This is a genomic window from Delftia sp. DS1230, assembly GCF_040112715.1.
In the GTDB taxonomy this organism is placed as follows: domain Bacteria; phylum Pseudomonadota; class Gammaproteobacteria; order Burkholderiales; family Burkholderiaceae_C; genus Comamonas; species Comamonas tsuruhatensis.
On the sequence record NZ_CP157763.1, the window covers coordinates 5,330,486 to 5,343,350 of the forward strand.

Annotated in this window: 9 protein-coding genes; 5 read left to right on the top strand and 4 right to left on the bottom strand. The window is 68.6% G+C overall.

All coding sequences use genetic code 11. The features are described from left to right. Window positions 1-19 precede the first annotated feature (19 nt). Together AAN986_RS24025 and AAN986_RS24030 are read left to right on the top strand one after the other, a co-directional pair. Complete coding sequence (locus AAN986_RS24025; protein WP_349335499.1) at window positions 20-1,012, top strand: tripartite tricarboxylate transporter substrate-binding protein; 993 nt, start codon at window positions 20-22, stop codon at window positions 1,010-1,012. A 4-nt stretch (window positions 1,013-1,016) separates the two neighbouring features. After that, window positions 1,017-2,450: a class II fumarate hydratase gene (locus AAN986_RS24030; protein WP_047217430.1), complete on the top strand. Its 1,434-nt coding sequence runs from the start codon at window positions 1,017-1,019 to the stop codon at window positions 2,448-2,450. A gap of 5 nt (window positions 2,451-2,455) precedes the next feature. Here the strand turns inward: AAN986_RS24030 and AAN986_RS24035 are convergent, their stop codons facing one another. Beyond that, a complete protein-coding gene (locus AAN986_RS24035) occupies window positions 2,456-3,412 on the bottom strand; it encodes a tripartite tricarboxylate transporter substrate binding protein (RefSeq protein ID WP_047217507.1) in 957 nt (318 codons plus the stop codon). Window positions 3,413-4,504: 1,092 nt separating this feature from the next. Then, window positions 4,505-6,496 carry a gamma-glutamyltransferase gene (ggt, locus tag AAN986_RS24040; protein ID WP_016448064.1) on the bottom strand — a complete coding sequence of 664 codons (1,992 nt, stop codon included), beginning with the start codon at window positions 6,494-6,496 and terminating at the stop codon, window positions 4,505-4,507. 325 nt (window positions 6,497-6,821) lie between these two features. On the opposite strand from ggt, the gene AAN986_RS24045 reads away from it, so the two are divergent. Further along, on the top strand, window positions 6,822-8,606 hold the full coding sequence (locus AAN986_RS24045; RefSeq protein ID WP_047217429.1) for an FAD-dependent protein: 1,785 nt from the start codon (window positions 6,822-6,824) through the stop codon (window positions 8,604-8,606). Continuing rightward, window positions 8,603-9,172 (top strand): VUT family protein, encoded by a 570-nt coding sequence (locus AAN986_RS24050; protein WP_047217428.1) that lies wholly within the window; start codon window positions 8,603-8,605, stop codon window positions 9,170-9,172. The genes AAN986_RS24045 and AAN986_RS24050 overlap by 4 nt, the downstream gene beginning before the upstream one ends. An 88-nt stretch (window positions 9,173-9,260) precedes the next feature. Here the strand turns inward: AAN986_RS24050 and AAN986_RS24055 are convergent, their stop codons facing one another. Beyond that, the gene (locus AAN986_RS24055) at window positions 9,261-10,637 is read right to left on the bottom strand and encodes an amidohydrolase (protein ID WP_017406211.1); all 1,377 of its coding nucleotides are present in this window, start codon (window positions 10,635-10,637) and stop codon (window positions 9,261-9,263) included. A gap of 96 nt (window positions 10,638-10,733) precedes the next feature. On the opposite strand from AAN986_RS24055, the gene AAN986_RS24060 reads away from it, so the two are divergent. Beyond that, window positions 10,734-11,753 carry a helix-turn-helix domain-containing protein gene (locus AAN986_RS24060; protein ID WP_016454774.1) on the top strand — a complete coding sequence of 340 codons (1,020 nt, stop codon included), beginning with the start codon at window positions 10,734-10,736 and terminating at the stop codon, window positions 11,751-11,753. 50 nt (window positions 11,754-11,803) lie between these two features. Here AAN986_RS24060 and AAN986_RS24065 read toward each other — a convergent pair whose 3' ends face one another. Continuing rightward, the gene (locus tag AAN986_RS24065; RefSeq protein WP_012203338.1) at window positions 11,804-12,799 is read right to left on the bottom strand and encodes a tripartite tricarboxylate transporter substrate binding protein; all 996 of its coding nucleotides are present in this window, start codon (window positions 12,797-12,799) and stop codon (window positions 11,804-11,806) included. Between the last annotated feature and the right edge of the window lie 66 nt (window positions 12,800-12,865).

A 12,865-nucleotide genomic window follows, 5' to 3' on the forward strand; every position in this document is an offset into this window, starting at 1 on the left:
CACTACAGGAGACAACACCATGCCTTTCCATCTTCCCCGCCTGCCACGCCTGGCCCTTGCCCTGGCCGCCACCACCTTCGCCCTGGCCGCGCACGCCCAGGGCGGCTACCCCGCCAAGCCGCTGACCTGGATCGTGCCCTTCGCGGCCGGCGGCCCCACGGACGCCATGGCGCGCGACATCGCCCAGCGCACCAGCACCCAGCTGGGCCAGCAGATCATCATCGAGAACGTTCCGGGTGCGGGCGGCACCATCGGCGCGGCCAAGGCGGCGCGCTCGGCGCCCGACGGCTACAGCTTCCTGGTCGGCCACATGGGCTACATGGGCGCGGCGCCGTCGCTGTACAAGAAGCTGGCCTATGACCCGGTCAAGGACTTCGAGGCGGTGTTCCGCTTCCCCGACACGCCGCTGGTGCTTCTGGTGGGCAAGAACTCCCCGTACAAGACAGCCGAGGAGCTGGTGGCCTTCGGCAAGCAGAACCCGGGCCGGCTGAACTTCGGCAACGCGGGCGTGGGATCGACCTCGCACCTGGTGGCAGCGCTGTTCGCCAGCCGCGCGCAGATGGAGATCACCCAGGTGGCCTACAAGGGCGCGGCACCGGCCATGACCGATGTGATCTCGAGCCAGGTCGATGCCATGTTCGACCAGACCAACACCGCCCTGCCCCAGCTGGCCGGCGAGCGCATCCGCGCCATCGCCCTCACCTCGGACAAGCCCATGCCCCAGTTCCCGGGCGCGGCAGCGCTGGGCCAGAAGCTGCTGCCGGGCTTCGAGACCGCCACCTGGTACGGCATCTACGCGCCCAAGGGCACGCCGCGCGACGTGGTGCAAAAGGTCTACCAGGCCTATACCAAGGCCCTGGCCGACAAGGCCTGGACCGACAGGATGGCCGCCCAGGGCATACGCCTGCTGCCCGCAGATCAATACGCGCCCGAAGCCCTGGCACGCCACACGGCCGCCGAGGTGGAGCGCTGGCGCAAGGTGGCAGCCGACGCGAAGATCTCGCTGGACTGAGCCCATGGACCAGACACGCACCCAGGCCCAGGCACAGACCCAAGCTCATACCCGCATCGAGCACGATGCCTTCGGCCCCGTCCACATCCCTGCCGACCGCCTCTGGGGCGCGCAGACCCAGCGCGCGCTGGAGCTGTTCACCATTGGCGAGGAGCGCTTTCCGCAGGGCCTGTACCGCGCATTCGGGCTGCAGAAGCTGGCGGCAGCGCGTGCCAACCGGCGCCTGGGCGTGCTGGACGACGCGCGCGGCGCAGCCATCGAGGCCGCGGCCGCCGAACTGCGCGACGGCCTGCTGGACGCGCATTTCCCGCTGACCATCTGGCAGACGGGCTCGGGCACGCAGACCAACATGAATGCCAACGAGGTCATCGCCAACCGCGCCAACCAGATGCTGGGCCAGCCCCCGGGCACGCGCAGCCCGGTCCACCCCAACGACCACGCCAATGCCTCGCAGTCGTCCAACGACAGTTTTCCCACGGTGATGCACCTGGCCACGGCGCTGGAGCTGCGCGACCACCTGCTGCCCGCCCTGGAGCGGCTGCAGCAGCGCCTGCAGGAACGCGCCCTGGCCTTTGCCGGCGTGCTCAAGGTGGCGCGCACGCACCTGATGGACGCCGTGCCCATGACGCTGGGCCAGAGCTTCGAGACATTCGCCCACCAGGTGGGCCACGGCATCCACCGGCTGCGGGACACCCAGCCCCGGCTGTGGAGCCTGACCCAGGGCGGCACGGCGGCCGGCACGGGGCTCAACGCGCCGGCCGGATTCGACCGGATCTTCTGCGAGGAGATACAGGCGCTCACGGGCCTGGCGGTCACGCCCAATCCCTGCAAGTTCGAAGGCATGGCCGCGCACGATGCGCTCATCGAGGTCTCGGGCGCACTCAATGTGGTGGCCGGTTCGCTGGGCAAGATGGCCAACGACATCCGCCTGCTGGGTTCAGGCCCGCGCTGCGGCCTGGGGGAGCTGGTGTTTCCCGACGATGGGCTGAGCTCCTCCATCATGCCGGGCAAGCGCAACCCGACCGTGGCCGAGGTCGTGGTCCAGGCCGCCTACCAGGCCATGGGCCACCACCTCACCGTCACGCTGGCGGGCTCGGCCGGGCACTTCGAGCTCAACGTGGCCAAGCCCGTGCTGATCCACCACCTGCTGCGCGCCATGCGCGCGCTGGGCGACGCCAGCCGCGTGTTTGCCGAGAAACTGGTGGCCGGCCTGCAGGCACATACGGAGCGGCTGGAGCAGCAGGTCAGCCACTCGCTGCTGCAGGCCACCGCGCTCAACCCGGTACTGGGCTATGACGCCGTGGCACGCATCACGCGCGAGGCCATGGCGCGCGGCATTGCGCCGCGCGAGGCAGCCGTGGCGCTGGGGCTGATCACGGCGGCCGAGTACGACCGGCTGGTGGACCTGCGTGCCATGGCCGGGCTGCCGCCCGCGTAGCGGCCTCAATCCTCCAGGCCTATGTTCTGCACGATCTTCTTCTCGTCCTCGAACGCCTTCCTTGCGAACGCCGTGTACTCCTGGCTGCCGCGGAACTGCGTGCGCACGCCGTAGTTGCCGACGACCTGGCGGAAGGCCGGGTCGTCCATGGCGGCCTTGATGGCGGCTTCGAGCTTGCGCACGATCTCGGGCGGCAGGCCGCGCGGCCCGGCAATGCCCAAGGGCGAGGGCACATCGAAGGCATAACCGGCCTCGCGGAACGTGGGCACGTTGGCAAAGGCCTCGGGCCGCACCTCGGAGGCCGAGGCCAGCGCGCGCAGCTTGCCCGAGCTCAGGTACGGCAGCACCGTGTTGGCGTACACGCCGGACTTGATGTGGCCGGCCATCAGCGAGTTCAGCGCCTCGGCATCGCCCTTGAAGGGCGCATGCGTGAAGCGTGCGCCCGTGGCCTGCTCCAGCAGCGCCATCACCACGTGGTTGGCCGTGAACTTGCCCGGCGTGCCGTAGTCCACGGCGCCCGGATTCTTCTTGGCGAACTCGATCAGGTCCTGCACCGTCTTGAACGGCGAGTCCTGGGGCACGGCCAGCACGAAGTCATAGGTCATGTAGGTGGCGATGTAGCTGAGATCGCGCACCGGGTCGTACTGCACCTTCTGGATGTGCGGCTGGCGGAAGATGCTCACGGGCGCCAGCGTCAGGCGATAGCCGTCCGGCTTGGCCGATCGCATGTCCATCACGCCCATGGACGCGCCTGCGCCGGGCTTGTTCTCGATCACCACGGTCTGCCCCAGCTGCTTGCCCATGCCCTGTGCCAGCGCACGCGCCACCACATCGGTCACGCCGCCCGCGCCGTAGGGCACGACCAGGCTGATGGGGCGGCTGGGATAGCTGTCCTGCGCCCATGCTGCGCCCGTCATCAGGACCGATGCGCACATCCATGCGCCAAACACTCGTCTTTGCATTTCCATCTTCCTCAGAGGCTCACGACCATCGAACTTGCTGCTGTTCAATTTAGATGGATGCATGCCAACCATGGATTCGGGCAAGCCCGTAGCGTTGGGGCGTCTGGGGAAAACGCGCAGCGTGGGTGCGGGACTGATGGCTCTATAGCAGGGGGTGGCGTGGTTGCTTGGTTTGCGGGTGGTGGTGGGGTGTTTTTTTGCGCATTGGGGTGGGTGGGGCATGTCTTTGAGGCGACAGTCATGGGGCGTGTGCCCTCAGAGTGACTGCCATTCAGGGATGCTTTTTTGTCCCTGCCGGGTGGTTGTTTTTCGAGGCCGGGTTTCGGCCCGGCGGCCGACCTACTTTCTTATCGCGCGATAAGAAAGTAGGCAAAGAAACGCGCCCAAATGCCCGCGACCCCTGCGCTTCGCTCCGGGGCAACCTGCGTCGTGGCGGTTGCGGGGTTCGCTGCGGAACTCGCTTTGCGCTTCGCGCGCCGCTCAGACAACCGCAGCGAGTCAGGTCACGAAGCAGTCCTGTCCTTCGGCAGGACTGCAACCCCGCAACCACCACGCCGCAGACGCTGACATACGGGAGGTGGTGCGGGCCTTCGCTTCGCTCGGCCCCGGTTTGAAGCCGAGCGGAGCGATGGCGCCGGCTGTTGGCTGTTGGCTGTTGGCTGTTGGCTGTTGGCTGTTGGCTGTTGGCTGTTGGCTGTTCCCCAGCCTCCCCCTTCTGCCCACGCCTGCGTTGGGCGGGATGCGGGGTGGCAGCCCTGCCGAAGGACAGGGCTGCTTCGTTGTCTAGCTTGCCGCAGTTGTTTGAACGGATTGCGCCGCAGGCGCAAGGAGTGAGTTCTGCGGCACACCCCGCATCCCGCCCAACGCAGGTCGCCCGCAGCGAAGCGAAGGGTCGTGGGCAGTTTGGGGCGCGCTTCTTTGCCCCGCTTTCTTGTCGCGCGACAAGAAAGCGGGTCGGCCGCCGGGCCGAACCCCGGCCTCGAAAAACAACCACCCGGCAGGGTCAAAAAAAGACCCACCAGCAAACCAGCAAAAAAGGCGCCACCAGCATCCCGCCAGCAGCGCCTTCCTCAGTCAATCATCAGACCGAAATCAGCGAACGGTATCGCCCAGAACAAGCCCTTCACGGCGCGGATCAGCCCCACCTTCCAGCTGCGCCTGCCCATTGCGCTGCACCCGCAAGATGGTGCCAATACCGCTGGACTGCGCACTGATGGACACCACATGGCCCAGGGCACGCAGGCCGCTGACCAGCGGATCGTCGTTGCCGCCATTGGCCGTGTTGATGTTGGGGTGCTCGCCGCCCACGTTGGTGGTCGGGCTGTTGGCCGCGCCGAAGTCCACCATCGACGTGGCCTGCTGCGCATCCAGACCCCAGTCCAGCGCGCCGACCAGGGTCTTGGTCACGTACTGGATGATGGTGCTGCCGCCCGGCGAGCCCGTGGCCATCTTGAAGTCGCCGGCGGTGCCGTCGGTCTTCAGGTCGAACACCAGCGTGGGCGCCATGGAGCTGCGCGGGCGCTTGCCCGGCTGCACGCGGTTGGCGACCGGGCCGTCGGCGGTGCTGGGGATGGCCGCGAAGTCGGTCAGCTGGTTGTTGAGCACGAAGCCGCGCGTGACGTGAAAGGACCCCATGCTGGACTCCACCGTGGTCGTCATGCTCAGCGCGTTGCCCTTGGCATCGACGATGCTCATGTGCGTGGTGCCGGCCTCCTTGACATCGACCACGCCCTGCGAAGGCGTGCCGAAGTTGCCTGCCTGGGCCGTGCCCATGCTCTTGGTCGTGGAGATGAGGGCGGCGCGCTGGCGCAGGTAGCTCTTGTCCAGCATCAGGGCCGGCGAGCCGCCGGGCAGGGACACGAAGTCGGTGTCGGCCACGTACTTGTCACGGTCGGCATAGGCCAGGCGCAGGGCTTCGCTGACCAGGTGCACGCCCATCACCGAGGGCTTGCCGCCCTCGCCATCGATGGCCGTGGGCGCATAGGCCTTGAGGTCGAAGTTCTCCAGAATGCCCATGGCCTGTGCCACGGCGATGCCGCCGGACGACGGCGGCGGCATGCTGCAGACCATGTAGCGCGCGCGGTAGGTGGTGCAGACGGCCTCGCGGCGCTTGGCCTCGTAGCTGGCCAGGTCCTGCAGCGTGGTCTTGCCGGGGGTGATGGGCGCACCGTCCGAGACGGTCTGCGTCACGCCCACCTTGCTGACGATGGCCTGGGCCAGGTCGCCACGGTAGAAGGCATCGGCACCGCCCGTGGCGATGCTGCGCAGCGTGTCGGCATAGGGCTGGTTGACGAACTTGGCGCCCAGCGCCAGCGGCTTGCCCTGGGCATCGAAGTACAGCTTGGCAGCATCGGCATCGCGCGCCAGCTCCGTCTTGGAGCCCTCCAGCGCGGCGGCCATGCGGCCGCTGATGGGAAAGCCCTTGCTGGCCAGGTCGATGCCCGAATTGAACAGCTGGGGCCACGCGGTCTTGCCGTAGTCCTTGTGCGCGAGTTCCAGCATGCGCACCACGCCCGGCGTGCCGATGGAGCGGCCGCTGGAGCGCGCCGAAGGCTTGGGCGCGGTCTGGTCGGTGGCATCGTCCACGTAGCGCAGGTAGTTTTCCGTGGCGGCAGCCGGCGCGGTCTCGCGGCCGTCATAGGCCACGACCTTGCCCGTGGCCGCATCGCGGTAGAGCATGAAGGCGCCACCGCCAATGCCGCTGGACTGCGGCTCCACCAGGCCCAGCACCATCTGCACGGCCACGGCCGCATCCACGGCCGAGCCGCCGGACTTGAGCACCTCGCAACCGGCCTTGGACGCCAGCGGGTTGGCCGTGACCACCATGTACTTGGAGGTGTGCAGGGCCTTCTTGCCGAGGCGGTAGCCCGACGAGGGTTCGGGTGCGGCAGGATCACCGGGCAGGCCCGAGCCCACGACCACGCTGCCATCGCCCGAGGTGATGGCGCAGGCCGCCAGGTCGTCCTGGCCCGATCCGCCATTGCCACCACCACCGCCGCACGATGCGAGGAACAGCGGCGTGGCGGCCGCAAGGCCGATCCACTGCCATGCGGGCAGGCGTTGCCTGGAAGGGGGTTGCTTCATGAAATGTCTCCTTGTGGTGCGTGGAATGCGTTGATCTTGTTCACCTGGGGCAGCACCCGCCCGCAGGCTTGCCGCGAGCTTACATCCGTTCCACCACCACTTCGCGCAGATGCAGCCACCCCATCAGAGCGGGACTGAAGGGCCCCGTTCGCGGATGGCCGGCCCTGCATGCAAGGTCCGTGCCCGGATCGGGACGGCACCAGCACCGGAAATATCTGGCGGAAAATCCGAACCCGAGCACACCCCAAGGCTGTGCGGCCCGCAGCCTGTGCGGTCGCCCACTTTGGCTTACCATCGCCGGCCCTCTGCTTGATAGGTACAAGCCATGATCCGCGTCTCTGAACTGAAACTGCCCCTGTCGACGGTGCAATACCACCCCGACAGCCACACCGAATACCTGCCCCTGGAGCCGCTGCGCGCCCTGGCCGCGCGCCAGCTGGGCATTGCCGAGGAGGCCATTGCCTCCGTGCACGTGCACAAGCGCAGCTTCGATGCGCGCAAGGCCGAGCTGCTGGCCGTCTACATCGTCGACCTGACGCTGGCCGACGAGAGCCAGGAAACCGCGCTGCTGGAGCAGTTCTCCAGCCATGCCCATGTGAACCCCACGCCCGACATGCGCTGGCATGCCGTGGGCCAGGCGCCTGCCGACCTGCAGCGCCGGCCCGTGGTGGTGGGCTTCGGGCCCTGCGGCATTTTTGCGGCCCTGGTGCTGGCGCAGATGGGCTTCAGGCCCATCGTGATCGAGCGCGGCCGCTCGGTGCGCGAGCGCACCCAGGACACCTGGGGCCTGTGGCGCAAGCGCGAGCTGGTGCCCGAGTCCAATGTGCAGTTCGGCGAAGGCGGCGCAGGCACCTTCTCCGACGGCAAGCTCTACAGCCAGATCAAGGACCCGCGCCACCTGGGCCGCAAGGTGATGCAGGAATTCGTCACCCACGGCGCGCCGCCCGAGATCCTCTATGCCGCGCATCCGCACATCGGCACCTTCAAGCTGGTGAAGGTGGTCGAGGGAATACGCGAGGAGATCATCCGCCTGGGCGGCGAGATCCGCTTCGGCCAGCGCGTGTGCGACATGCGCATCGAAGGCGAGGGCAAGGACCGCCGTCTCACCGCCCTGGAAGTGCTGGACCAGGACAGCGGCGAGCGCCAGTGGCTGGAGACCGACCATGCCGTGATGGCCCTGGGCCACAGCTCGCGCGACACCTTCGCCATGTTCTACGAGCGCGGCGTGCACATGGAGGCCAAGCCGTTCTCGGTGGGCTTTCGCATCGAGCATCCGCAAAGCGTGATCGACCGCGCGCGCTGGGGCAGGCATGCCGGCCACCCGCTGCTGGGTGCGGCCGACTACAAGCTGGTGCACCACGCCAGCAACGGGCGCGCGGTCTACAGCTTTTGCATGTGCCCGGGCGGCACCGTGGTGGCGGCCACCAGCGAGCCCGAGCGCGTGGTCACCAACGGCATGAGCCAGTACTCGCGCGCCGAGCGCAATGCCAACGCCGGCATGGTCTGCGCCATCGACCCATCCGACTACCCGCGCGATGCCAAGAGCTTTGCCTGGGCCTTCGACGGCAAGACCCATGGCGTGGAAAACCTCAAGGACGGCGAGCTGCACCCGCTGTCGGGCATCGTGCTGCAGCGCCAGCTGGAGACCAAGGCCTACCTGCTGGGCGGGCGCAACTACAACGCGCCGGGCCAGCTGGTGGGCGACTTCATCGCGGGCAAGGAATCGGCCGCGCTGGGCGAGGTCGAGCCCTCCTACAAGCCCGGCATCACGCTGACCAACCTGCACCACGTGCTGCCCGCCTATGCCATCGAGGCCATGCGCGAGGCGCTGCCCGCCTTCGGCAAGAAGATCCGCGGCTACGACATGCACGATGCCGTGCTCACCGGCGTGGAAACGCGCACCTCCTCGCCCGTGAAGATCGAGCGCGGCGCGGACTTCCACAGCCTGAACACGCGCGGCCTGTACCCGGCCGGCGAAGGCGCCAGCTACGCGGGCGGCATCCTGTCGGCCGGCGTGGATGGCGTGAAGGTGGGCGAGGCCGTGGCCTGCGCCATCCTCGGGCTGCCCCTGCCCTCGTCGGGGGCACGCGGCTCCGGTGGCGCAGCATGACACCGCGTCCGCCCCGTTTCGCCGCCCCCTCGCGCGCCCAGATGCTGGCCGCCATTGCGGCCATGGGCGTGGTGGTGCTGTCGTCCAACATCCTGGTGCAGTACGCCATCAACGACTGGCTGACCTGGGGCGCCATCACCTATCCGTTCGCCTTCCTGGTGAGCGAGCTGGTCAACCGCAGCTTCGGCCCGCAGCAGGCCCGGCGCGTGGCCTGGGTGGGCTTTGCCGTGGCCGTGGCCGCCTCGCTGGTGCTGGCGCCGCCGCGCATCGCGCTGGCCTCGGGCGCAGCCTTCATTGCCTCGCAGTGGCTGGACATCGGCGTGTTCCACCGCCTGCGTGCGGGCCGCTGGTGGCGTGCCCCCCTGGTGGCCACGCTGCTGGCCGCCTGCCTGGACACCTTCCTGTTCTGGAGCATCGCCTTCGCGGGCGCCGCCGAGCCCTGGGTGACCTGGGCCCTGGGCGACCTGGGCGTGAAGCTGGTGCTGGGCGTGGCACTGCTGCTGCCCTTCCGGCTCGCCATCGCCCGGTGGTGGAAAGGCCCATCGGCAATCGCCAGCGCCAAATAAAGCCGACGCGGTTCGCACGGACTCGATCTCAAGCCAGGGGCACCGTGCAACGGGAAGCGGCTTCCGCCGCTCAGGGCGAGTCGAATAACTATGGGTTGCGCTGCAGATAGTCCACGGCCAGCGCGGCCAGTGAGCGCGCACCCGTGGGCAGTTGCTTCTCGTCGATATCGAACAGCGGCGAGTGGTTGGACGGCGCCTTCGCGAAATCCTGGCCGGCCGGCGGTGCGCCCAGGAAGTAGAAGAAGCCCGGAACCACCTTCTGGAACTCCGAGAAATCCTCGGAGCCGCTGACCTTGGGAATCACCATGGCCTTGCCGCCCATGGCCAGCTTGAGCGCGGGCAGCGAGGCCTCGGTCAGTGCGGCGGGGTTGGTGGTCACCGGATAGGCCACGGGACCGAAACGCACCTTGGCCTTGGCGCCGCTGGAGGCCGCGATCTGCTCGGCCGTGGCGGTGATGCGCTTGTGCGCCTCCTGGCGCATGTCCTCGTCGAAGGTGCGCAGCGTGCCCTGCATCTCCACGTTGTCCGGGATGATGTTGTAGCGCGTGCCGCCCTGGATGGAGCCGATCGTCAGCACGGCCGGCTCCAGGCTGATGTTGAGCTGGCGGCTGACCACGGTCTGCAGGCCCAGCACCACCTGGCTGGCCGCGACGATGGGATCGACCGCATTCCACGGCGACGAGCCATGGCCGCCCCGGCCCTCGACCTGGATGCTCAGGCTGTCCGAACCCGCCATCAGCGGCCCGCTGCGGTAGCCCACCATGCCCGACGGCAGGTTGGACGTGATGTGCAGGCCGTAGATGGCCTGCACGTCCTTGAGCACGCCGGCCTCCACCATGGCCTTGGCGCCGAAGCTGGGCACATGGCCGTGGGCATCGGCCTCCACGGGAGCGCCTTCCTCGGCGGGCTGGAAGATGAACTTCACCGTGCCGGGCAGCTTGGCGCGCATGCCGGCCAGCGCCTCGGCCGCGCCCATGAGCATAGCCACGTGGGCATCGTGCCCGCAGGCATGCATGACCGAAACCTCCTTGCCCATGTACTGGGCCTTGGCCTTGGAGGCAAAGGGCAGGCCGGTCTTCTCGGCCACGGGCAGCGCATCCATGTCGGCACGCAGCGCCACGGTCTTGCCCGGCTGGCCGCCGCGCAGCACGCCCACCACGCCCGTGCCGCCCACGCCGGTCTGCACCTCCATGCCCAGGCGGCGCAGGTGATCGGCCACCACCTTGGCCGTGCGTTCTTCCTGCCCCGACAGTTCGGGGTGCTGGTGGATGTCGCGGCGCCACTCCACCATCTTGGGCGCCAGCGGCTGGATGGCGGCATCCAGGGCCGCCAGGCCCTGTGCATCGAGCCCCTGGGCGCTGGCCGCCAGTGGCAGGCCGCAGGCCAGCAGCCCTGCCAGGGCGATGGAGCGCAGGCCTGTGCGCGGGAAGGAGGAAGGCTTTGTCTCGGCGCTGGTGTGGAGCATCTTCGTGGTCCTGGAAAGTGGCACAAGCAGCCATGCTAAAAGTGAAGCACGTATGACGGACACGTCAAAATCGCCATTCGAGGAGCCAGAACCGCCATGCCCCGGACCTTTGTCATCGAGCTGCCCTGCCTGGAGCACAGCGCCATCGGCCACGCCGCGCACCTGGTGGAGATGCTGCGCAGCGCCAACCTGGTCGCCAGCCTGCGCCTGGGCCGGCGCGCACCGCGCTTTGGCTGGCGCTGGGTCGACGGCCAGGGCCGGCCCCTGCCCACCATGCCGCACGCGGACGAAGGCGCGGCAGCCGAAGGGCCCGCGCAGGCCGTCTTCGTGAGCGCGCTGCACTGCCCTGACATTCCCTCCATACGCGACATCGTCGCCGCGCATCCGGCCCTCGTGCGCCGCATCACCACGGCCTTCGACCAGGGCCTGGCCGTCTGCACGCTGGGCAGCGCCGCCTGGTTTGCGGCAGCGGGCGGCCGCTGCCAGGGCCGGCTTGTGGCCCTGCCCTGGTATTTCATGGGCGGCTTCGGCCTGGACTTCCCGGGCATCGAACTGGCCGAGGGCCAGCCCTTCGTGGACGACAGGCCCTGGCTCAGCGCCTCCCACCCCGAGGCCCTGGCGCCCATGGCCGTCGCGCTCACACGCCATGCCTTCGGCGACGACCTGGCCGCAGCGCTGGCCGCCGTGCTGCAGCCCGATGCCCAGCGCGAACGCGCCACCCGCGCCGCCCTGCAGGACCGCCGCATTCCCGCCACGCGCAACAGCGTGCTGGCCCATGCCATCGCCTGGCTGGAAGCGCGCGTGGAGCAGCCCTATGACCTGCAGGCCCTCGCGCACGCGGCATCCACCAGCCCGCGCACCCTGCTGCGCCACTTCCAGCAGGAGCTGGGCCACAGCCCGCTGGACCACCTGCACCGCCTGCGCTGCGCACGGGCCCGGGTGCTGCTGGAGATCACGCTGGAGAGCGTGCCGTCCGTGGCGCTGGCCTGCGGGTATGGGGATGCCTCTGCGTTTCGGCGGGTGTTCTTGCGGTATGTGGGGATGGCGCCTGCGGCCTATCGGGAAAGGCATGCGTTGAGGGCGCCGAGGAGGCGGTGGAGGGTGGGGGCTGCTTGATTGTTTTTGCCCCTGCCGGGTCAAAAAACAGACCCGAGAACAAGAAAGACTCAGTCCACCGTCACCTTCGCCTCCCGAATCACCCTCCCCCACTTCTCCGTCTCGGCAGCAATGAACCGATCGCACTCCTCAGGCGTGGACCCCTCCGCAAACGTCCCCATCACCTGCTCCAGCCGCTGCGACACCTCGGCACTGCGGATGATGCGCGACACCTCGGCGGACATGCGCTGCACGATCTCGCGCGGCACGCCGGCCGGCGCGATCATGGCCGCCCAGGTGCTGCCCAGCAGGCCGTCGTAGCCCTGCTCCACGAAGGTGGGCACGTCGGGCAGCGCGGCCAGGCGCTTGTCGCTTGCCACGCCGATGAGGCGGATGCGGCCGGCCTTGGCGGGCTGGATGAGGTTGGGCGGCGGGTCCAGGAACAGCGGGATCTGGCCACCCATGAGGTCGGCCAGCGCGGGCGCGGCGCCCTTGTAGGGCACGTGGACCATGTCCGTCCTGGTGAGCAGCTTCATCAGCTCGGTGGTCAGGTGGGCGCTGGAGCCGCTGCCCGAGGAGCCGAAGCCCACCTTGCCCGGATTGGCCTTGGCATAGGCGATCAGCTCGGGCGTGGTCTTGAAGGGCGCGTTCATGGCCACGGCAGCGACCAGGGGCGAGACGCCCATGAGCGAGACGCCGACCAGGTCCTTCTTCGGGTTGTAGGGCAGCTTGGGATAGAGCGTGGTGTTGGCCGCATAGGCCGCGATGACCACGCCGAAGGTGTGCCCGTCCGGCGCGGCCTTGGCGATCTGGTCCACGCCGATGATGCTGTTGGCGCCGGGCTTGTTCTCCACGATGACGGGCTGGCCCAGGGCCTTTTGCAGGCCGACCTGCAGCAGGCGCGCCATCTGGTCGGTGAAGCCGCCTGCCGTGTACGGAACGATGATGCGGATGGGCTTGGAGGGCCAGGGGCTCTGGGCCCAGGCCGAGGGGGCCAGCACGGTGGTGGCTGCTGCAGCGGCGGCAGCGGTCGATTGCAAAAAGCCGCGGCGGGAAGTCGAAGGCATGGTGTCTCTGGGTTCTTCTCAGTTGAAAAATGGCCCCCACGCTACCCTTGCTGCGCAAGGTCCGCT